Here is a 24,779-nt window from a genome sequence, read left to right on the forward strand (position 1 = left end):
TATGAGAAAGCAGAAGATTCAAAAGGTATATCCTTTAACACCCATGCAGGAGGGCATGTTGTATTATGCCATGCTAGACCCTAATTCCTCCTCTTATTTCACACAGCTTGAGCTAGGAATAAGCGGAGAGTTTGACCACGATCTTTTTGAAAAAAGTCTCAATGAGCTCATACGGACATATGACATTCTCCGTACAGCCTTTGTCTATCAACAGTTGCAAAAGCCTCGTCAGGTTGTACTGGCTGAACGTCATCTAGATGTGTATCGAGAGGACCTGTCTCACCTGAATCATCAAGAGCAGCAAAAGGTATTAGACCAATATAAAAAACAAGTGAGAAAGCAAGGGTTTCACTTAACGAATGATCTGTTGTTGAAGGTCGCTGTTTTTCAATTAAATGAAACAAATTGGCATCTGATTTGGAGCAACCATCACATCATCATGGATGGGTGGTCCATGGGTGTTTTAATGAAAAAACTGTTTCATTACTATGAATCTTATCGGAATGGCAGAACGCCGGATCGCTCACAAGGAAAACCTTATGCAGATTATATCCAGTGGCTTGGAAAGCAAAACAAACAAGAAGCGGAAAGCTATTGGAAGGAGCGTTTAGACGGAGCTGTTCAGCATCAAGGGCTGTTGCTGCAAAAGGAAGTAAACGGACAATATGAACATCAGGAATGGACGTTTACATGGGATGCTCAAACAGTACAAGCCATTCAAAATGTAGCAAGACAATGCCAAGTGACAGCCCCGAACCTGTTTCAGGCTGTCTGGTCTGTTCTATTAGGCACCTATCATGCAGCAGATGATGTCACATTCGGAACCGTCGTATCGGGCAGACCTCCAAGTGTGTCTGGGATTGAGCGTATGGCTGGTCTGTTTATCAATACGATCCCTGTTCGGGTGACATTGGATCAGGAGCAGACGTTCAAACAGCTGTTTCAAAAGGTTCAGCAGCATGCACTAGAAGCGGAAAACTATGATTTTATGCCGCTTTATGACATTCAGCAGAAGACAGCCGCTGGAGGGCAGCTCTTTGATCATTTGGTTGGTTTTGAGAACTATCCGTTAGATCAGGAGCTGTCTGGTGACACCATGTCTGCACGTCTTGGCTTCTCCATTGATGTAAAGGACGGCTTTGAACAAACGAATTTCGATCTTAATGTTCTTGTTTATCCAGGTGAAACGTGGACATTGAAAATCAAATACAATGCCTTGGCTTTTGAAGAAAAGGTGATTGAAAACATATCGAAACATTTGACTCATCTCATGAAGCAAGTCATCCACAACCCTGAAGTACACCTTCGTGATGTGACATGTATCACGGAAGAGGAGAAGCAGCAGATAAAAGCGTGGAATCAGACGGAGCGGGATTATCCGAAGCATCTATCTATTCCTGTGCTGCTCGATGCACGGGTGAAGGCGCAGCCTGACCACCTGGCATTAGTTGAAGGCGACCGAACATTTACGTACGAGGAGCTTGGACAAGAAATCCGCCCGTTAGCCGGCAGTCTTGTTGAAAAAGGCGTACAGCCCGGAGATGCTGTCGCAGTGTTTATGGATCGATCAGCTGATGCGGTCATCACTATTTTAGCAGTTCTGTACGCAGGGGCAGCTTATGTACCGATTGATCCATCGCAGCCTGAGGAAAGAATCCGATTTATGCTTGAAGACAGCGGTGCATCTATTTTGCTTCATGCTGACAGTCAGCCGCCAGTTGTTAAGGGCATTAAGACTGTTCATGTGGCAGACATGTCTAACCATTCACACGTGGATTTATCAGCCAAGACGTCTCCATCTCACTTGGCGTATATCATGTATACATCGGGATCAACTGGACGACCGAAAGGGGTTCAAATTGAGCATCAGCATATTGTGAGATTGGCTTGCTCTCAGGATAAATTAGGCTTGACCAAGTCGGATCGTATGGCACATACAGGGGCTGTCAGCTTTGACGCCATTACCTTTGAAATCTTTACCACGCTGCTGAATGGCGCGACACTGTATCCTGTTGACCGCGATACTTTATTGGATATCCATCGATTTGAACAATTTATTCAAACACATCAGTTGACGGCACTCTTTTTAACGACTGGATTATTTAATCAGCTCGCTCAGCAGCGTCCGCAAATGTTCAAAGGATTAACCACATTAATTACAGGCGGTGACGTGATCAATGTGAAGAGTGCGGAGCTTGTGAAACAGCATCATCCAGCACTTGTTTTACTAAATGCCTATGGCCCAACAGAAAATACAACCATCTCGACCATTTACGAAATAAAAGGAGATGAAACGGGTTCGATCCCAATTGGTCAGCCGATCAATCATTCGTCCGCTTATATTTTAGATGATGATCAAAGATTACAGCCAATTGGAGCGCCAGGAGAGCTGTATGTTGGGGGAGATGGTGTCTCAAGTGGATATCTCCATCGTCCAGATTTGACCGATCAAGTGTTTATGGCAGATCCCTTTAAGCCGGCAGGGCGTATGTATCGTACAGGGGATTTGGCTAGGTATGGTGCAGATGGCCAGATCGAATTTCTCGGCCGGACAGATGATCAGGTGAAAATTCGAGGCTTCCGAATAGAACTTGGTGAAATCGAAACAGTGCTTCAGCAAGAAGCGGGCATAGATGATGCGGTTGTGCTTGTTCATACGTTTTCAGATGAAAAGGAAATCACCGCTTACTTCACGGGAACGATGACAGAAGAAGAGGTGCGGGATTTATTCAACCAAGAGCTCCCAGCTTATATGGTACCGCACCATGTGATGAAGCTGGATGCCTTTACGCTCACATCGAATGGAAAGGTAGATCGAAAAGCGTTACCAAAGCCGGATGAAGCGCAACGGGAAGAAATGAAGATCATTCCGCCTGAGACTGAGACGGAAAAGGCACTCGCTCAAATTTGGGAGGAGCTCCTTGGGAAAACGGTAGGCGTAGATGAACATTTCTTCATGGCTGGCGGGCACTCTCTCAAAGCGATGATGATGTCCGCGGAAATTCAAGAGGTGCTTCAAAAGGAAGTACCGATTCAAGTGATTTTTGAGAAGCCAACGATTCGTTCATTAGCGGCATCTATCGATCAGGATGGTCAAGAAGAAAAAATGCATCCGATTTTACCAGCAGAGCAGGCGGATGAATATCCGGTATCTCCAGCTCAGCGCCGTTTATACATTTTGCAGACACTCGAACCAGACAGCACGAATTATCATATTCCGATCGTCTTAACGCTTGAAGGGACACTTGAATACCAGCGGCTCAAGTCAGCGTTTGATCAATTGATCCAAACACATGAGATCTTAAGAACGAGCTTTCATATGAATGGAGAACACATCGTCCAAAGGGTGAATGAATGGACGGCATTTGACATTCCCGTTCATGACATTAAGGAGGAAGAGGCGGAGGCATTTCTTTCTGAACGTCAAACACCATTTGATTTAACAGCAGCGCCTCTATTGCGAGCACAATTGTTGAAGGTCAGAGAGAACCGTCATCTTCTCGTCTTGGAAGCACATCATCTCATCACAGATGGTAGCTCCATGAAGACGTTCATTCAAGATTTGGCGAAGGCTTATGATGGCGAAGCTCTTGGAGAAAGAGCCATTCATTATAAAGATTACGCTGTCTGGCAGTTGAGTGAGGAAGAAATGGAGAAACAGAAGGAGCATGAGGCGTATTGGCTGAAGCAATTCGAAGGGGATTTGCCGGTTTTAGAACTGCCAACAGATGCACCGCGTCCAGCGGTACGTGATTTTTCCGGAGAACGATTCATGTTTGGCTGTGATCAAGCGACGACTCAGCGGATTCAAGAGTTGCTTCAGAAAACAGATACAACCATGTACATGTTCCTGTTATCTGCCTTTCAAGTGCTGCTTGCCTCGTATAGCGGTCAGGAAGATATCATCGTTGGTTCGCCTGTTGCAGGACGGACACATCCTGATATACAGGACATGCCCGGCATGTTTATCAACACTGTTGCGATGCGCGGAAAACCAGAACAAACGAAGACATTTTTACAGCTGCTTGAAGAAATAAAAGAAACGAGTCTTGCCGCTTTTGCTCATCAAAGCTATCCGCTCGAAGAGTTAATTGCACGTCTTCCGTTAGATCGAGATACAACCCGGAGCCCACTCTTTAGCGTGTCATTTAACATGCAGAACATGGAGGTTCCTGCGCTAAAGCTTGGCGATCTGCACATTTCGCCTTATGCTCTTCACCATCACTCAGTCAAATTTGACTTGTCTCTAGAAGCATTTGAACGAGAGGGAGCACTAAAGCTAAGCTTTGACTATGCAGCGGCGTTATTTAAAGAAGAGACTGTCCGCCGGTTCGCATCTCATCTTCTGGCGATTATTCGTGAAGCGGTCCAACACCCGCATGAACAGATTGGCTTGCTCCGTATCCTTGATCAGTATGAGCAAATAGCGCGGCTTGAGAAAAAAGACGGTGAGCAAACGAATCGTCATGAGCCATTCCATGTCCAATTTTCACGTCAGGCAAAAGAAACACCAGATGCCATTGCGGTGATGGATGATCAACGGAGGCTCACTTACCGCGAGCTGGAAGATATGTCAAATGCATTAGGCAGAGAACTGAAGATACGTGGCGTCGAGAAAGAAGAAGCTGTAGCGCTGATTCTTGACCGCTCTGTCTATGTCGTTGTCTCAATGCTTGGCGTGATGAAAGCAGGAGGTGCATTTGTACCAATTGATCCGGCTTTCCCTGCGGAACGTATCCGCTACACATTAGAGGATTCACGTGCACAAGTGATCGTGACAAATGAGTCTCTTGCAGGTTTCTATCAACATCACAAGCCGGTTCAGGTCGTGCAGGTTGAAAAAGCAGTACATCAAAGCCGCACGATAGATCTGCCAGAAGTTTCAACCGATCAGCTCGCTTACGTGATTTATACATCTGGGACAACAGGGAAGCCGAAGGGCGTTCAGCTCACGCATCGTAATCTATCACACTACGTCAACTGGCTGACAAATGAGGTGACATTGCAAGATTACGATCGGACGGCTCTGCTTTCTTCTTATGCATACGATCTCGGTTACACAAGTATTTTCCCAGTTTTAAAAGCAGGGGGAACACTATATGTGCCTCGTGAAGATGTGTATACAGACCCGGTCCGTCTGATGTGTTTGATTGATGAACAAGAGCTGACTTACATCAAAATGACACCATCATTATTTCATATGATGGCAGATTCACAGGATCATGCATTTAACGATTTACGCCTTGTGGTACTTGGAGGGGAACCGATTGTCTCTGAGGATGTTGAAACATTTATGGAGCAGCACCCATATGTGGCAGTGATGAACCACTATGGCCCGACAGAGACAACCATTGGAACTGTGACCAAGCTGATCACACCGCATGAGCTCGGCGCTTTGAAGGATCGCTCTGTGATCGGGCAGCCAATTGCTCACACAAGAGTGCTCGCACTCAATCAGCAGAAGCGTCTTGTCCCTTATGGCGCACCTGGAGAGCTTTATATATCTGGGGAAGGTGTATCGAGAGGGTATTTGAATCAGCCTGAATTAACAGCAGAACGTTTTATAGAAAATCCGTATTTTCCTGAAGAGCGGATGTATCGTACAGGAGATTTGGTCAGACAACATGCAAATGGAGACATTGAATTTCTTGGAAGAGTTGATGATCAAGTGAAAATCCGCGGCTATCGTATTGAGAAACAGGAAATAGAGCATGCCGCACGTGCGCAATTATCCATTCCAAAGGTATATGTCAAAGTGATTCACATGTCCCGTTTACCGGAGCTTGCACTTTATTACACAGCACCAGAACCTATTGGAACACTAACGTTTAGAGAAAAGCTTGCGGAGACATTGCCGGATTATATGATTCCAACGTATTTTGTCAAAGTGGATCACATTCCGCTTACACAAAACGGAAAGGTGGATGCAAAATCTCTGCCGCTTCCAAATGAAATGCATATGAACCGTGCGGCGCATGTAGCACCAGAAACGGCACTTGAAGAGACGCTGTGTGACATTTGGTCAGAAGTTCTTGGGGTTGAGCAAATCGGTGTTCATGATCACTTCTTTGAATTGGGAGGGCATTCCCTCAAAGGCATGGTGCTCATTTCGAAGATGCAAGCCAAGCTGAACAAACATGTGCCGCTCAAAATCCTTTTTGAAAAGCCAACGATACGGGCGATGGCAGCTTATTTGGAAAAAGTAAATTCTTCAGACATGACATCCATTCAGCCGGCGGAAAAGCAAGATTTCTACCCAGTCTCTTCTGCTCAAAAGCGTATGTATGTCCTGCAGCAGCTGCATCCAGAAGCAGTGACTTATCATATGCCTGCCGTTTTGATCATGGAAGGCAGCCTTGATGTGAAGCAGCTAGAAGAAGCGCTTCAATCCTTGATCGAACGCCATGAATCATTGCGTACAGCCTTTGTAGAAATTGACGGCGTACCAGTTCAAAAAGTCTATCGCCAAGTGCCGTTTACGTTAGAGGTTGTTGAAGTCGAGGAGGGGCAAGTAGAGCCTATCATAGACGCATTCATCACTCCATTCTCATTACATCAAGCACCATTAATGAGGGCAAAAGTGGCAAAGCTTTCTGATGAGAAATATGTGTTCATGATGGATATGCACCATATCATTGCAGATGGTGTTACACGCAGTCTGCTCATTCAAGAATTGACAGAGCTGTATGAGAAAAAGACGTTACCGCCAGTTCAGCTGCATTACAAGGATTATGCGGTATGGCAGCAAGAAGAAAAGCAGCAAGCGCTGCTCGAGAAACAGCGTCAATATTGGCTAGAGCAATACGCAGAGCCGCCAGAAGATTTGGCGCTGCCACTTGATTTTCCGCGCCCTCATGTTCAGTCATTTGAAGGAGACCGAGTCGATAGATGGTTATCTGCTGAAAAGGTGCAATCCATTAAAACGCTTATGGCTGAAAAAGGTGTGAGCATGAACATGGTGATGCAAACAGCATTTTCCATATTCTTGTCCAAATTAACTGGTCAGACAGATATCGTCATAGGCGCTGTGACAGCAGGACGTACTCATGCTTCAATCGAACGAGTTCCAGGCATGTTTGTGAATACACTGGCCCTTCGGCATGAAGTGCAGATGGAAGAAACGACAGCACAATTGCTTGAAAAAATGAAAGATCGCAACCTATCAGCCTATGAGCATCAAGATTTTCCGTTTGAGGAATTGGTAGCACAGTTAGATCTTCCGAAAGACACTGGCCGCAACCCATTGTTTAGTGTCATGCTGACAACGGATGACAGAGACCTGACGTTACCGAATTTGAATGGTCTCAAGCTTTCGCAAAAACAGCAAGAGACAGTTCAAGCAAAATTTGATGTGACGCTTGGTGTATTTGAAGAACAAGATCAAGTGGGCCTGCGTTTTGAGTATGCAGCGGCACTGTTTAAAAAGAAGACCATTCAGCGTTGGAGTCGATATGTTGAACAAATCATAGACGAGATGCTGGCAAAACTAAATGAGCCAATATCATCGCTTTCGATGTTAATGGAAGAGGAAAAACAAGAGCTGATCAATGAATGGTCAGGGCCTGACCTAGACGTTCCGTCAGATCAAACGGTTCATGCACTGATTGAGGCTAAGGCGTATCAAGCGCCTCACCAAAAAGCGGCAACCTTCTGTGGAACAAGCTGGACGTATGAAGAACTGAATCATCGGGCGAATACAGTCGCTTCAAGACTCATCTCAAACGGCATAAAACGAGGAGACCGCGTTGGTATTCTCACCCGTCCATCGCTGGACATGACGGCAGCTGTCCTTGGGGTTCTCAAGTCAGGTGCGGCATTCGTTCCAATTGATGCGGATTATCCTGCTCAGCGTATTGCTTACATGCTGGAAGACTGCGGGGCAGAGGTACTTCTCATACAAAAAGGATTGACTGCACCATCTTCATTCACAGGTCATGTTCTATCGATAGAAGATGCGGTTGAAGGCGAAGCACAAGAGATTCAGGTTCATATGAAACCAACAGATCTCGCCTATATGATTTACACATCTGGAACGACTGGACAGCCGAAGGGTGTCATGGTTGAGCACCAATCCCTTGTCAATCTTGCGTTCTGGCACAATGATGCCTTCCAAGTGACAAATGCGGATCGAACCGCTAAATATGCCGGCTTTGGCTTTGATGCCTCCATTTGGGAAATGTTCCCGACATGGATCGCCGGCGCAGAGCTGCACATCATCGAGGAAGCCATTCGTCTCGATATGATCAAACTCAATGCGTATTTCAATGACGAAAATATCACTGTTGCATTCCTACCAACTCAGCTATGTGAGCAGTTTATGTCGATGGACAATCATTCACTGCGTTACTTACTGACAGGAGGAGACAAGCTGAAACAGGTGAAGCCTGTTCCATATAAACTCGTCAATAACTATGGACCAACAGAAAACACAGTCGTGGCGACAAGTGGGATCATCGAACCAGATCAAGGCACGCTTCCGATCGGAACAGCGATTGCCAATACTCGTTTTTACATCATGGGTTCGTTATATGACCTCTCGCCGCCAGGCGTGCCGGGTGAGCTTGTGATCGCAGGAAAAGGACTGGCTAGAGGGTACTGGAACCTGCAAGAGGAAACCAACAAACGATTTATCCTAGATCCATTTTATCCAGGAGAGCGCATGTACCGTACAGGCGACTTAGTGAAATGGACATCAGATGGCGAGCTGATCTACCTCGGCAGAAAAGACCATCAGGTCAACATCCGAGGCTTCCGAATTGAGCTGTCAGAAATTGAAGCCCAGCTTCTTGCCCTGACGGAAGTCAAAGAAGCAGTCGTGACAACGGTCAAAGATGCGAGCGATCAAGATGCGCTTGTGGCATACGTCATCACAAATGAAGAAACGACCGACTTAAAAGACAGCTTAAAACAAACGTTGCCAGATTATATGGTGCCTTCTTGGATCATCAAGCTAGACCACCTGCCGATGACGGCAAATGGCAAAGTCGACTTAAAAGCATTACCGGCACCCGATATGGAATCGAGCCAAACGGCATACGAAGCGCCAAGAGATGAAGTCGAAAAGCTTCTATGCGGTATTTGGGAAGATGTTCTTGGCGTGAGCCAAGTCGGCATTCACGATCACTTTTTCTTCCTTGGTGGAGACTCGATTAAAGGCATCCAAATGGCAAGCAGGCTCACGCAAGCGGGCTGGAAGCTTGATATGAAGCTATTATTCCAATATCCAACAATTGCCGAGCTCCGTCCATATATCGAAGAAGCTGATCAACTGACAGCTGATCAATCACCTGTCGAAGGGGAAGTCATTTTGACACCAATTCAGCGCTGGTTCTTTGAACGAGCCTTCAGTGATCAGCATCATTGGAATCTCTCCATGATGCTCCATGCGCCAAATGGATTTGACCTTTCGATCACCGAACAAGTGATGCAGAAACTGCTTTCACATCATGATGCACTGCGTATGGTATACAGGCAGGAGCATGATGACATTCTGCAATACAATCAGCGGAAACTCAACGAACCATTTGCCATTGTTTCTCATGATGTTTCAAAAGAAGACGACGTGAAAAAGGCCATTTCCACCTATGCCAACGAGTATCAGCGCCAGCTCAACCTTGAAACAGGTCCACTCATGAAAGTGATCTGTTTCCATGCAAAAGATGGCGATCACTTACTCATCGTGACACACCATCTTGTTATTGACGGTGTCTCATGCCGGATTTTACTAGAGGACTTTATGTCTCTTTATCAGCAGGTAGCTCATGGGAAAACGCTCGTCCTTCCGCCTAAAACCCACTCCTTTAAAGAATGGGCAGAGGCGATCGAACGTTACGCACAGACCCAGCTTTTAAAAAGCCAAAGTGAGTACTGGACAGAGATTGACAGGATGCCAATGACCACTTTACCTGTTGATCATGAAGTAATGAAAAGGAAAGTTGCTCAAACAAAAGCGGTACAGATGCAGCTTTCAGAGTCCGAAACAGGGCATCTTTTGACCGATATTCATCTGCCGTACACAACGGAAATGAACGATATTCTTCTATGCGCGCTCGGGCTTGCGGTTCATGAGTGGACAGGTGAATCCCATGTACATGTGCAGCTTGAAGGACATGGAAGAGAGGATATTTTATCAGGGCTGGATGTCTCCCGCACGGTTGGATGGTTTACGAGTATGTACCCAGTCGTACTGAAAGCAAAGCCGGATCAAACCATAGCAGAGGCTATTAAAGGGACGAAAGAGATGCTCCGGCGAGTGCCGAATAAAGGAATTGGCTACGGGATATTAAAATACCTCACTGCCACTGCGTCGTCAGGACAGCATGTACAACCTGAAATCAGCTTGAATTATCTTGGGCAGATTGATCAGGAAGTGACGACAGAACTCTTTGGACCTTCCGCCTATGATATGGGACGACAAGCAAGCCCAGATTCAGAAGCTGTCTATAAGCTGAATCTCAGTGGTCTTGTTCAACACAATCGATTCATTTTGTCTTGTTCCTATTGTACAGACGAATATGAAGAGAAGACGATACAACAGTTTATGGCATTGCTGAAGGAAAAAATTCAATCCATCATCGCCCATTGCCTAACGCAGCACGAACGAGAATTTACGCCAAGTGACTTCTCTGCTAGTGACCTTGAAATGGATGAAATGGACGACATTTTTGACATGCTTGAGGAGAAATTGACCTAACAACATGAGATCAGTCAGAAAAACGGGAAGGGAGGATGAAATAGATGAGTTCATTTAAAAGGGATCAAGTTCAAGACATGTATTATCTGTCACCAATGCAAGAAGGAATGCTGTTTCATACCCTCCATCACCAAGAAAAGGGCTTTTATGTAGAGCAAATGGATATGAACGTAAAGGGCACACTGCGTCAAGACTTATTGGAGAAAAGCATGAATGTCATCGTGGAGCGGTACGATATTTTTCGTACCGTGTTTCTCCACGAAAAAGTGAAACGCCCTGTCCAAGTGGTACTGAAGAAACGTCCTTTTACACTTGATGTGGTGGACATGCAGGATCTTTCTGAAGACGAACAGCTTGAACATATTGAGACATTTAAACAACAGGATCAGCTGAGAGGATTTGATCTCTCGAAGGATTCTCTCATGCGGGCATCTGTTTTCCAAACAGGTCCTGCCAGCTATCGCTGGATCTGGAGCTATCACCATATCCTTCTTGATGGCTGGTGTTTTGGGCTTGTGGTGCAGGAGTTATTTGCGATTTATCATGCACTTTTGCACGATGTCCCTTACAAGCTGGAACCAGTCAAACCATACAAAGAATATATTCAATGGCTGGAAAAACAAGATAAACAAGCATCACTTCAATACTGGCAGCAATCATTAGCTGGTTTTGATGGACAATCGACCTTTAAAGAGCAGAGAAAGCAGACGAATGAACATGAATTAGGCGAAATCGAATGGTCGATGAGCAAAGAAGAAACGGCTGCTTTATCAGAGTTAGCGTATCAGCAAAATGCGACGTTAAGCAGTGTGCTTCAATCGGTCTGGTCGATTCTGCTGAGCAGGTATCAGCGTTCAAATGATGTCCTGTTTGGCACGGTTGTATCGGGGCGTCCGGCAGATTTGGCTGGTGTTGACAGAATGGTTGGCTTGTTCATCAATGTCATCCCAAGGAGAATTCAGCTGACAGATGACATCACATTCCGTTCTCTTCTGTCAGAAACACAGCAGCAGTCTCTTGCAGCCGAACCGCACCAATATATTCCGATCTATGATATTCAGGCAAAGACAGGTCAGCAGCCACTCCTTGATCATATTGTCGTGTTTGAAAATGTCCCAGCCGCAAAGAAAGACGAGCAAGAGGGACGATTAGGGTTTACTGTGGAAAACATGAATGTCCATGAAAAATCGAACTATGATCTCAATTTGCTGGCATCACCCGGAGAACAAATGCAATTAAAACTTGCCTTTAACAAAAAAGCGTTTGATTCTCAATTTGTCCACCGGTTAAAGGAGCAGCTGAGTCTATTGATGAAAGAGGCGATCAAGCATCCTGATCAATCAATTCATACCCTCACACTCGTCACGAAACAGGAAAAGCAGCTGATTCTTGAAGAATGGAATGCACCTGAGCTTGAGCATGACCAGCTGTATTTGTCGAAATGGTTTGAGCATAATGTCCGCAAACAGCCGAATGCAGTGGCATTATCAGCAGGTGAGCACACGATGACATATGCGGAGCTGAATGAACAAGCCAATCGATTGGCAAGGCATTTGCAAAAAAATGGAGCCAAGCATCAAACAGTCATTGCCATTTTAGCTGACCGCACGCCTGAACTGATTGTTAGCCTGCTGGCTGTCTTAAAAGCCGGTGCAATCTATGTGCCAATCGATCCCGATTATCCAGAAAACCGTATTCAATACATGCTGAAAGACAGCGGGGCGACGCATCTTCTGACTCACTCATCCTTTATTGGTCAGACGAAGGCCCTTGCGTTTGATGGCGCGTATCTGTTTGCAGATGATCAGGAAATTTCACTGATGAGCTCAGATAATCTGCCACTTGAAGCAGGTTTACACGATACGGCATACATCATGTATACATCTGGGACAACGGGTCAGCCAAAAGGCATCATGACGACCCATTCCAATATTGCCCGGGTAGTCAAAAATACGAACTACTTAACCATTGCAGAAACAGATACACTGCTGTCACTATCCAACAGCGTATTTGATGGTTTCACATTTGATGTATATGGCGCACTTTTAAACGGTGCGAAGCTGGTTCTGCCGAAAAAAGAAACCATTTTAGACATGTGCGAGCTGACGGAGCTGATTAAAAGGGAAAGCATTTCTGTCATGTTTGTTCCGACGGCATTATTTAATCTCCTTGTTGATGAAGAAACTGACTGGATGCGCAGTGTGCGTAAGGTGCTGCTTGGAGGAGAACGGGCATCGGTACATCATGTGAGAAAAGCCTTTGCGGTCATGGGGAAAGGCAGACTCATCAATGTCTACGGCCCAACCGAATCGACTGTTTTCGCCACCTATTATCCAGTAGATGAGGATCTGCCGATAGAGACGCGTTCGATTCCAATCGGAAAGCCGCTCAACCAGACAGGGGCTTATATATTGAGCCAGCACGGACAACTTCAGCCGATTGGCATGATCGGAGAGCTTTGTCTAAGCGGCAAAGGGCTTGCGAAAGGGTATTTGAATCGTCCTGATCTGACAAAACAAGCTTTTATCACGCATCCATTTGCTGCGGGAGAAAGGCTGTACCGTACAGGAGACTTGGCTTATTTTCGAGAAGACGGCTTGATTGAGTATGCGGGCAGAGTGGATGATCAGGTGAAAATTCGCGGTCATCGAATTGAGCTGACAGAAATTGAAGCTCACCTTCTCATGCATCCAGGCGTAAAACAAGCTGCGATTATAGCTGATCGGCATAACACGCAGCATACAAGGCTGCTCGCCTATATGACGTGTGAGGAAGAGTGGAAGGATCAACTTGATGTGATCAAGTCAGGGCTGAAGGAAAAGCTTCCAGCTTACATGCAGCCACATGAGCTGATCAGACTTGAGAAAATGCCGCTTACGCCAAATGGAAAGGTTGATAAACGTCAGCTGCCAAAGCCAGAGGCCCCTCAAGGAAACCGTCATGTGAAGCTCCCGGTAAATGAAGTAGAACAAAAGCTGCTTGTGATGTGGCGGGAAGTGCTTGAACGAGATGATATCAGCACAGATGACCATTTCTTTGAGCTTGGCGGGCATTCATTAAAAGCGATGTCGCTTTTGTCCAAAGTGTCGAAGGAATTCGATGTGCAGGTGCCGATACACTTGTTGTTTGAGACGCCTACAATTGAAGCAATCGGCCGTTACATTCAGCAACAGGATGATCAGGAAGCCGCCGGCTATCTTGTATTCAATGAATCTCAAACTTCAACAGTCTTTGCGCTTCCGCCATTACCCGGCTACGGATTTATTTATCAGGAAGCTGCAAAAACGCTTCATAGTGTTCGTTTGATCGCCTTTGACTTTATTGAAGCTGATCACCGAATGAAGGAATACGTTCAGTATATCCAGCACCTTCAGCCTGAAGGACCGTTAACTTTGATGGGTTACTCTGGCGGCTGCTACCTAGCCTTTGAGCTTGTTCAATTGCTCGAACAAGCAGGGCGGACCGTCGAAAAGGTCATCATGATCGATTCCTATAAGAAAATAGGAGAAAGTGATTTAGAAGGTCGTTCCATTGATGACGATATAGCAGCGATTGTCCATCAATCGAAGCAAAGTGAACTTGCTCAAGCAGAGCTCGTCCAAGAAGCGCTTGCTCAAAAAACACGGGCCTACTATGAAACATTTGTTAAGGGGGTGAATCAAGGAGAGATACAAGCGGACATTGATTTCATTCAATCCGAAGAGCACATCGCCATACCAGAGTGGATGGAAAACTGGGAAGCTGCGACGACCGGTGCTTATCGCCAATATCAGGGCTATGGTCAGCACGCTGACATGTTTAAAAACAAAGCATGTGCCGCTCAAAATGCACAGTTGATCCAAAAGATCATCCATCAAAAAAATAGAGAAGCAGTCTTGTGAATTTTAGATTAGGCAGGGGTGCATGCTGGCAGCCCTGCCTGACAAAAAAGGAAAGGAACTCATATGAAACCATCAATCATGAATCAATCGAATGTACATGAATCAATGAATACGGTGTTACAAGATGTACAGAGAACCATTTTACAAACCAATGAAATTGAACGCTTCGCTGTTTTTTCTCGTGAAAAAACCATTCGACCACGGCCATATCACCTCTCTCATTTATTTCTCGATCATCACATGGAGCAGGAGGCCGCAGCTGAATGGATACAGACGCAAATGGCTTCGCCTCTATTAGCAGACATGCCGCCCGCCCTTTCCTATGGAGGGGATCTAGATGTCACAATAGGAGCTCAAACTTTGCAGGACGCCCTCACTGAGGCGGCCAAAACGACAAACGGGCTCACATATATCGTCAATAGTGAAAATGAACTCACGCAATCCTACACGCAGTTAAAGGAGGATGCCGAGCGGGTTCTATCGGGTTTAAGGGCACTGGACCTTGAACCGGGTGATCCTGTTTTCTTTCAATTTTCATCGAATCATGCGATGGTCACGGCCTTTTGGGCATGTGTGCTGGGCGGATTTGTTCCAACACTTGTGTCGGCAGCCCCGACCTATCGGGAAATGAATGCATCAGTGAAAAAGCTTCATCACGCTTGGAATCTGCTGGAGCACCCGCTTATTCTAACGGATGAATCGCTGATTGATGAGGTGCAAGGCCTAGCATTACTGTGGCATACAGATCAATTACGTGTGGCAGCGGTTGAACCCATGCTTACTTTAGAAAGAGATACAAAAGCTCATCCGGCAGCACCAGATGATTCCGTCTTTTTTATCTTAACGTCTGGAAGTACGGGGATGCCCAAATGCGTGGAGCATTCTCATAGAAGTGTGCTGGCGAATGTCAAAGGAACAGTGGCAGCCAATCGGTTTACACAAGAGGATGTCTCGTTAGACTGGATGCCATTAGATCATATAGGCGGCATTGTGATGTTTCATCTTGTCAATGTGTATACAGGCTGTGAGCAGATTCGGGCAAGAACAGATGATTTCATCGCTCAGCCGCTGCGCTGGCTTGACTGGATGGACCGCTATCGTGCCACGAAGACGTGGGCACCTAACTTCGCATTTGCGATGATCAATGATTATGAGAAAGACATTTCTTCAGGATCTTGGGATCTTTCTGCTATGACTTGCATGATCAATGGGGCAGAAGCGGTCGTACCGAAGACGATCCACCGGTTTTTACATCTGCTGGCACCGCACGGCTTAAAAGGAGACGTCATCAGACCGGCATTCGGCATGTCAGAGATTTCATCAGCCGTTGTCTTCTCTTTTGCGATTGAGCGGGGAGATGAAAACAGCGGAGTTTTGACCTTTGAGGAAACATCGCTGACAGAGCAGCTAAGACCAGCGGAGGCACGCGAAACTGGAACCGTCAGCTTTACAGAGCTGGGGAAACCGATTCCGGGTATCACGATTCGTATCGTCAACCATGAGCATGAGCTTCTTCCTGAAGATCATATTGGCAGTGTGCAAATTAAAGGGCCGACGACGATGAAGGGCTATTACAAGAACGATGAAGCGAATCAAGAGGTCTTTCAAACAGAGGGCTGGTTTCACACAGGTGATCTAGGTTTTCTGCACAAAGGAAGACTGACATTAACCGGTCGAGAAAAAGACATGATCATCATCAACGGAAAAAATTATCACAACTATGAAATTGAAGCCATGGCAGAGGAAGTACCAGGCGTAGAAACGAGCTTTGTGGCTGCTTGCTCCGTTCGGATGGAAGCATCTGCATCGGATGAATTGATGCTCTTTTTTGCACCGAAACTGTATGAGCCTGCTTATATCATGAGGGTAAGTCAACACATTAAATCCCATATTGCAACAAAAATGGGTCTGTCTGTATCGAGAATGATCCCTGTCCAGAAGCATGCCTTTCCGAAAACAAGTTCTGGAAAAATAGAAAGGGCACAGCTCAAGATGCGGTGGCAGGAAGGTGAATTCGACGAAATCATCAAGGAACTGGACATCAGACTTGAAAATGAACATACATTACCTGATTGGAGTTATCAAAAGAAGTGGACACCCGCTCCGCTTCATGAAACGGAAACGCAAACAGCAGGGGACATGGTGATCTTTGCAGATGAGTTAGGGCTGGCAGATCAATTGAAATTCCTCTCAAACCATGAACAAACCTATATCACGGTTGAACCGGGTCAAGCATTCACACAACTCACACCCACTCACTTCATCATCCACCCGAATCGGCCGTCTGACTACGAACAACTCTTTGAGACGCTCCGTTCGTATGGCGTTTCGGTGAAACAAATCATTCACCTTTGGAACTACACAAACAAGGAAGAAAAACTACAAGCGGCAATAGCGAAGGAAGCACAAAAAGCTGGCAGCATGAGTGCGTTGTATGTAACAAAAGCGATCGCCGCCTATGAGGAACCTGTAGAGATGACCTTTGTCTCCGCTCATGCGATGAATTTGCCAGAAGACAAAGTACATCATGTGGAAAAAGCAACAACAGCGGGATTGATGACAGCTGTTCAGCATGAATGGCCGTTTATCAAGGTGCGATGTCTTGATTTTTCTCTTACAGAATCGGTTGGTCATTCTCATGTATCGGCGATCATGACAGAGCTCTCACATGGCACAAGTCATCATGTCGCCGCTTATCGCGAAGGTGTTCGTTATATTCCTCTTTTAACGCCACTTCATTTGGAAAGGGAACAAAAGAGGAAGAAGCCACCATTTCAATCATCGGGACTTTACGTGATCACAGGAGGGCTTGGCGGCATTGGGCGGATGCTGAGTGAACACCTGCTGACATCCTATCAAGCGCATCTTGTATTGCTTGGAAGAAGGGCACGAAAGGATTTATCTGCCGAGCAGCAGGACGTACTGACCTCAATTGAGAAACAAGCGGAAAACCGAGGAGGCACTGTTCATTATGAAGAAGTGGACTTAACGGACGCAAAAGATATTGAAGCGCTCATTTCAAGGCAAGAGGTGGCTCAAGGAACCAGGCTGCATGGCGTGATTCATTTCGCTGGCATCATTCAAGAAGAGCTGCTTGCTGATATGACATCTGTGTCCCTGCATGCGATGTACGAAGCGAAGGTATATGGCACGATTGCGCTTCATGAAGCGGCTTCTAAACGGAAGAATGTCCTATTTCTATCTAGCTCGTCTGCACGAACGTTAAAGGGCGGGATGACCGTCGGCGCTTATTGTGCTGCCAACGAGTTCGTCGAACAATTTGTTCATTATCAAAGGCTGACGTCAACAGTGAAGCCGTATTGCTTTAGCTTTAGCATGTGGGATGAGGTCGGAATGAGCGAGGGCTCAATGATCAAAGGCCTGTTAAAAGAAAGAGGCTATCTTCCGATTCCAAAGAGGGCGGGCTTCCAAACCATGCAGGCATGTTTGATGACAGATGCACGTCTCATTTATATGGGATTAGATCGGTCAAAGCAGGATATTCAAGAGATGATCCATGAGGAAAGTCAAACAGAGCAAGCGGTGTATGTGTTTTTCAAAACCGACAAAACAAAAGCCATTGAAGAACGGCTGTATCAATCCATTTACTCTTGTTTACAGTCACATCTAACTGGTGAATATTCCGTGCATCTATTTCCTGAGGAATATTGGAAAGAATCAGAGGAAGGCGTGCCGGACGAAGCGCATTTCAAAGCATTCATTGAGGAAGTTGGAGAGGATGTAAAAAACAGAGCGCCTCAAACGGAGACAGAGAAACTGTTGGCAAGCATCTGGTCCGAGCTGCTCGATGTCTCGAATGTCAGCTGTGGTGATCATTTCTTTCTACTCGGGGGTCATTCGCTCAAGGCAACGCAAATGCTGTCTGCGGTGAGGAAAAGAATGGGATTTGACGTGCCGCTCGCAGTGCTATTTGAACATACGAGACTTGGAGAATTAGCGGAATGGATCGATTCGCATGCCAAAGCTGATGAAGCAGTTCCGGTGCGGAAAATGGCAAAGGGTCAGGAGATTCTGATGTCCTATGCCCAGCAAAGGCAGTGGTTTCTCTATCAATTACAGCCTGATCTGCCATTTTACAATAATACGATTTCTTTTCAAATGAATGGACCTTTAGATGTGAAGGTGCTTCAGCGCAGTCTACAGCAAATGGTGCAAAGGCATGAATCGCTCAGAACATCCTTTGCCATGAGCGGCGATGAACCGGTACAGATCATACATGAGCATATGATCCTTCCAGAGCTTGAAGTGGTTGATTTATCAGATCTAAGATCACAGAAAGAAAAAGAACAACAAGCAGCTGAATGGACGAAAAGAGAGGCGGGCACACCTTTCCGCTTAGAACATGATCCGCTTTTTCGGGTAAAACTGATTCGACTGTCGGACACAGATCATTTGCTGCTAATGTCCATTCACCACATCGTGTCAGATGGCTGGTCTGTTGGTATTGTCGCAAGAGAGCTGTCTGAATCGTATACAGCCATGATCGCCAGGCGAGAGCCTATTCTTCCACCGCTGCCGATTCAATATGCCGATTACGCCCTGTGGCAGAAGGAGTATTTGACTGGAGAGACGCTACAGAAGCAGCTTTCCTATTGGAAGGAGCAGTTTGCGGAACCTGTTGAAGAGTTGATTTTACCGTATGACTACCCGCGACCGGCCGTTCCATCCTACAGGGGGAAAACGAAAACATACCGGCTGTCAAAGTCGCTGTCAGAGCAGCTTGAAGCTCTTTCTAAAAAAACAGACAGCACCCTTTATATGACGTTACTGACTGCTTTTTCTACCTTGCTGCACCGTTTGTCTTCGCAGGATGAGTTTGTGATTGGGTCAGTTATTGCTGGGAGAAATCGGACGGAGATAGAGCATCTCATCGGCTTTTTCGTGAATACGCTGGCACTTCGGATCGATCATAGTGAGAATCCAGCTTTCACAGCGTTATTAGAGCAAGTGAAGAAAACAACAATGGGTGCCTATACACATCAGGATGTGCCGTTTGAGATGGTTGTAGACGAGCTGAATATTGCACGTGAGGCTGGCAAACAGCCACTGTTTCAGGTCATGTTCGTTTTGCAAAATCTGCCGCTAGAGGCTTCTCCAATGGGCGAGGCGACATCTGTTTTAGCCATTGAAGATAACAATACAGCCAAATTTGATCTATCTCTGTTTGTGTTTGAAGGGGCAGAGGGTCTTCAATTAAAACTAGAGTATGACACGGACTTATTTTCTGACGATACGATGGATCGGTTCATTCAGTATTACGAGCATTTGCTTGAGCGTATTTGTGAAGATCCATCGCAGCCAATCAGACAAATGAATTACCTGCCAGAAAAAGAGAAACAGCAGCTGCTCTATGAATGGAGCGGTCAAACGGATCAGCCTGCAGGCCCGCTTCTCATCACGGAACGATTTGAAGCGCAGGTGAAAAAGTCACCCGATGCCATTGCTCTCGAATTCGGAGAAGAGCAGTGGACATATCGCGTGTTACAAGAAAAAGTCGACCAGCTTGCCGCCTATTTGCAGCAGCGAGGCGTCATGCCACATGAACCAGTAGGGCTGCTCATCGACAGGTCGCCTGAAATGATTCTTGGGGTGCTGGCGATTGTGAAAGCAGGAGGCGCCTACGTGCCAATTGATCCTGAATATCCAGATGCACGTATTGATTATATGCTGAAGGATACAGGAATTCAGCTGTTACTGACAAAAAATGAATGGCTCAAAAAGGTGTCTATTAATCAAACGGAACTCATTTGTCTTGATCAGGGATATGAAGAGTTTTTATCAGAAGCAGAATTCAAGACTGCTGCCCTGAAACCTGATGGGCTTGCTTATATCAATTACACCTCAGGGTCAACTGGACAGCCAAAAGGGGTCTTAATCCCGCATCAAGCGGTCATCCGGCTTGTCTGTGAAACAGATTATGTCACCCTTAATGAACATACGCGTATTTTGCAAATCGCTAGTTTCTCCTTTGATGCCTTTACGTATGAAATATGGGGAGCCTTGCTAAACGGGGGAAGGCTGATCCTGACCGATCGAAATACGATTTTATCAATGGATACACTGGCTGACACGCTGACATCATACAAGATCACAACAGGATTTCTGACGGTACCGCTATTTAACCGGTTAACAGAGGAACATCCAGATGCTTTATCTGGATTCGATGCGTTATTGGTTGGTGGTGATGCGCTCTCAGCTGCTCATATCCGCAAGGCACTGCCGTATTTACCTGATGGGCTTTTAAACGGCTATGGACCAACTGAAAATACGACGTTCTCTTGTGTGCATCACATTCGCGCATTAGACGAAGGACAAGCAACAGTTCCTATCGGTCAGCCAATTGCTTATTCACAAGCCTATGTATTAGACGACAAGTTACAGCCGGTTCCGCAGGGTGTCATTGGAGAGATTTATGTTGGCGGAACAGGGCTGGCACTCGGTTACCTTGGAGATGAAGAAAAAACATCGCAATCATTTATCCCGCATCCTTTCCAAAAAGGAGCGCGTTTATATAAAACAGGTGATATGGGCCGCTGGCTCCCAAATGGTCTCATCGACTGCCTTGGAAGAATCGATCATCAAGTAAAAATTCGCGGACACCGCGTGGAATGCGGAGAAATTGAAGCCGCTATGCTGAAATTTGATGACATCACAGAATGTGCCGTTATCCCGCATCAGCACGAGAATGGTCATAAGCGATTGATCGGTTATTTTGTCCAAAAAGGCAGCATGACCACGCTAGACATTCGCCAAAACTTAAAAGACATACTGCCAGATTATATGGTACCAAGCCTATTAATAGAGCTCGAGGAACTGCCGCTCACGCCAAACGGCAAGGTAGACCAAAAGCGTCTCCCACCGCCACAGTGGAGACAGGAAGAAGCAGACAAACCAGCAGATATGGCACTCAGTGAGGAAGAACGAGTGCTGGAAAAAGTGTGGACTCAGCTACTTGGCACTCCTTCAATCGGTGTACATGATAACTACTTTGAGCTTGGCGGAGATTCGATTATTGTCATACAAATGGTGGCACGCCTAGCACAGGAAGGCTACATCATACAGCCGAGAGATGTATTTGAAAAACAGACCATTTCACAGCTGGCACGAGCGATGAAAAGAGCAGATGTGTCTGTGTCCTATGATCAATCGCCTATTACAGGAGAAGTTCGTCTGCTTCCAATCCAATCTTGGTTCTTTGAGCAATCGATGACCAATCAAGATTATTGGAATCTATCAGCACATATGGAATTCAAGCAATCTGTACAACCTGAACAGTTGTCACAGGTTCTTTCAAAGCTTGTCAATCATCACGATATGCTTAGGGCGATTTATACAAAAGCAGCAGACGGCACATGGATTCAAGCCATTCGTGCACCTGGCATCATCCCTTGTGTCACATTCTTTGATTTGACGAATGTCTCTCATGAGGAAGCGTTGGATCAAATCCGCTTTGAGACAAGTGCTTGTCAAGGAACTTTGTCATTAGAGCAAGGAGAAGTCATCAAAGCTATTCTTTTTCAAACAAGTGATGATACGTCTGAACTCTTTATGGCAGCCCACCACCTTGTGATGGACGGAATATCATGGCGCATCCTACAGGAAGATTTGTTAAATGGATTGAAGCAGGTTGCGGCAGGGCAAGAGATCACACCTGCGAAGAAAACCGCTTCCTATCAGCAGTGGGCAGATGCACTCTATGAATATGCACAAACCGATCAATTACAAGAGCAGGTTCCTTTTTGGCAAAAAATCATCGATCAAGAGGAAGAAGGTTCTCCATTTCAAACACCTGCGCTTTTCAATATAGAAGAACATGCAGAGATCCTGACTGTTCAATTGACGAAGGATCAAACAGACATTTTACTAAGGCATGCATCACAAGCGTACCGAACAGAGGTGAACGATTTACTCCTGTCAGCACTTGCGCAAGCCGTTGGAAAGTCAATACTGATTACGTTAGAAGGGCACGGACGCGAGGATTTATTTGAACAGATGGATTTGTCACGAACAGTCGGCTGGTTTACAAGCTCTTATCCTATTTTTATTCCTTTTATTCAAACCGATGTTGAAAGACAAATCAAAGATGTCAAAGAAACCTTAAGAGCTGTGCCGCAAAAGGGGATCGGCTATGGCTTGCTTCAATACATGACAGCATCTCGTTTACTTAAAACGGCAGCGCCGCAGATGAGCTTTAATTACCTTGGTCAGTTAGATCAGGCAGATGGCGAAGCGAAGCTATATATAGCAGACGAACGAAATGGACACGTACACGATCCAAAAGCAGAAAGACAGCATTTGATCGATGTATACGGATACGTTGTCAGTGGTCAGCTTCAGATGAATTTTATGATCAATCGTGAACTGCTTCATGAGGAAGAGGTGCGCCAGTTACCTGAACGGTTTAAAGAAAAGATGGAGAACATCCTGACGCATTGTGTAGAGACAAAAGGCGGCTTTACGCCATCCGATTTTCCAATGGTCCAGCTTACGCAAAAGCAAATAGATGAGCTGCCAGACAAAGTGGTGGATGTGTATCCACTGTCTCCAATGCAGCAAGGGATGCTGTTTCATGCACTGTTAGATCAAGCATCACAGGCGTATTTTGGTCAGGTGCATATGACGCTCGAAGGTTTAACGGACGGCGAATCCTATGAACAAGCGTGGAATCTACTTGTAGAACGTCATTCCATTTTGCGGACAAGGTTCACTTGGGAGGGGCTAAAGGAGCCTGTCCAGTTGATTCGATCAGAAGGAAGCATTCACCTCACTCAGCACGATGTGCGCCACCTGAGTGAAACAGATCAGAAGGACGCCATTGAGCGTTATTTACAATCCGATCGTTCAAAGGATTTTGATTTAGAAGATGCGGCCGAACCGCTTATTCGTATCGCTTTGTTCCATCGTGACGAGAAAACATGCACGTTTGTTTTTAGCTTTCATCATATTTTAATAGATGGTTGGAGCCTGTTCAGCCTGATTGAAGAATCTTTTTCGATGTATCGCTCTCTTATGGATGAACGAGAGATGAACCTACCTGCTGTGCGCCCATATAAAGATTTTATCGAGTGGCTACAAAAGCAGGATCAAGAGCAGGCGCAACAATTTTGGAAACATTATATGTCAGGATTGGAGGAAGCCACACCACTCCCAGGAGATGGAGAGCAGGCCTTGGATGAAGATGCGGGTATTGATCAGATTAGTATCACACTGACGCCTGAGCTGCAGCAGAAGCTGGAGGAGATGGCAGGAAAACAGAAGGTCACGATGAGCACACTGATTCAGGCGGCATGGGGGATGCTCTTGCATCTTCATTCTGGCTCAGAGGATGTCGTGTTCGGTGTCACAGTGTCTGGCCGGCCGGCGGACTTACCAGAGGTTGAAAGCATGACAGGGCTCTTTATTAACACCTTGCCGCTCCGTTTGCCGATCACACCAGATGGAACCATTGCCGAGCTGCTGACGCAGACGCAGGAAACGGTTTTTCACATGAGAGAATTCGAGTATACCGTACTGCCAGATATTCAGCAGATGACGCAGATCCCGAATGGAGAGTCATTGTTTCATAGCATTGTCGTATTTGAAAACTATCCAATTGAATCTGTAGAGCCGTATGGCGTACGGATCTTAGACATCGAAAGCCATGAAGAAACAAACTATGACCTGACTCTCGTGGGTGTCCCGGGTGATACGCTGGAGCTTCGGGTCACATACCGCTTCAATCAATATACCGAAAAACAAATACAATCGCTGATGCAGCAGCTGATCCACACACTTGAAGCCATGACAGAACAAATGGAAACACCACTCTCTTCCTTCACGATCGTGACAAATGAAGAAAAAGAGCGGATGATCACCGATTGGGCGAAAAACGCACAAGTCAGCGTGCTGTACCAAGATCAAGAAGAAGTCTATTCAGGCGTGCACGATCCTTCATGTGAGACAGAAATTTATGTCCTGAGTGAAGAGCATCAGCTCGTGCCAGTAGGATTTCCTGGAGATATTTTTATAGCCGCAGAGAATATTAAAGCCCTTTGCGGGGAGCTTGCCGATTGGATGGAGACGCATAAAATTCCGCATCCATTCAAACATCAAACAGGCGAATACCTCTATCCGACAGGGGATGTCGGCGTTTGGGCTGAAAAAAACAAGATTCAGATTTTGGATTGGATGTAGGAGGAGAGGAA

The 24,779-nt window shown here is 46.0% G+C and carries 3 protein-coding genes; all 3 read left to right on the forward strand.

The features are described 5' to 3' along the window. The first annotated feature begins 1 nt into the window (after position 1). The 3 genes from C5695_RS01965 (at position 2) to C5695_RS01975 (ending at position 24,768) form a co-directional block, all read left to right on the forward strand. The gene (locus tag C5695_RS01965; RefSeq protein ID WP_117728682.1) at positions 2–10,693 is read left to right on the forward strand and encodes a non-ribosomal peptide synthetase; all 10,692 of its coding nucleotides are present in this window, start codon (positions 2–4) and stop codon (positions 10,691–10,693) included. 44 nt (positions 10,694–10,737) lie between these two features. Next, on the forward strand, positions 10,738–14,574 hold the full coding sequence (locus C5695_RS01970) for a non-ribosomal peptide synthetase (protein ID WP_117728685.1): 3,837 nt from the start codon (positions 10,738–10,740) through the stop codon (positions 14,572–14,574). Positions 14,575–14,637: 63 nt separating this feature from the next. Further along, positions 14,638–24,768, forward strand: a complete 10,131-nt coding sequence (locus C5695_RS01975; RefSeq protein ID WP_117728687.1) for a non-ribosomal peptide synthetase — start codon at positions 14,638–14,640, stop codon at positions 24,766–24,768. Positions 24,769–24,779: the final 11 nt, after the last annotated feature.

Source organism: Bacillus pumilus (assembly GCF_003431975.1).
In the GTDB taxonomy this organism is placed as follows: Bacteria; Bacillota; Bacilli; order Bacillales; family Bacillaceae; genus Bacillus; species Bacillus pumilus_N.

Bases quoted from the DNA above. Each gene is read 5' to 3' on its own strand.
- C5695_RS01965 (WP_117728682.1), top strand. From the start codon at position 2: ATGAGAAAGCAGAAGATTCAAAAGGTATATCCTTTAACACCCATGCAG.
- C5695_RS01970 (WP_117728685.1), top strand. From the start codon at position 10,738: ATGAGTTCATTTAAAAGGGATCAAGTTCAAGACATGTATTATCTGTCA.
- C5695_RS01975 (WP_117728687.1), top strand. From the start codon at position 14,638: ATGAAACCATCAATCATGAATCAATCGAATGTACATGAATCAATGAAT.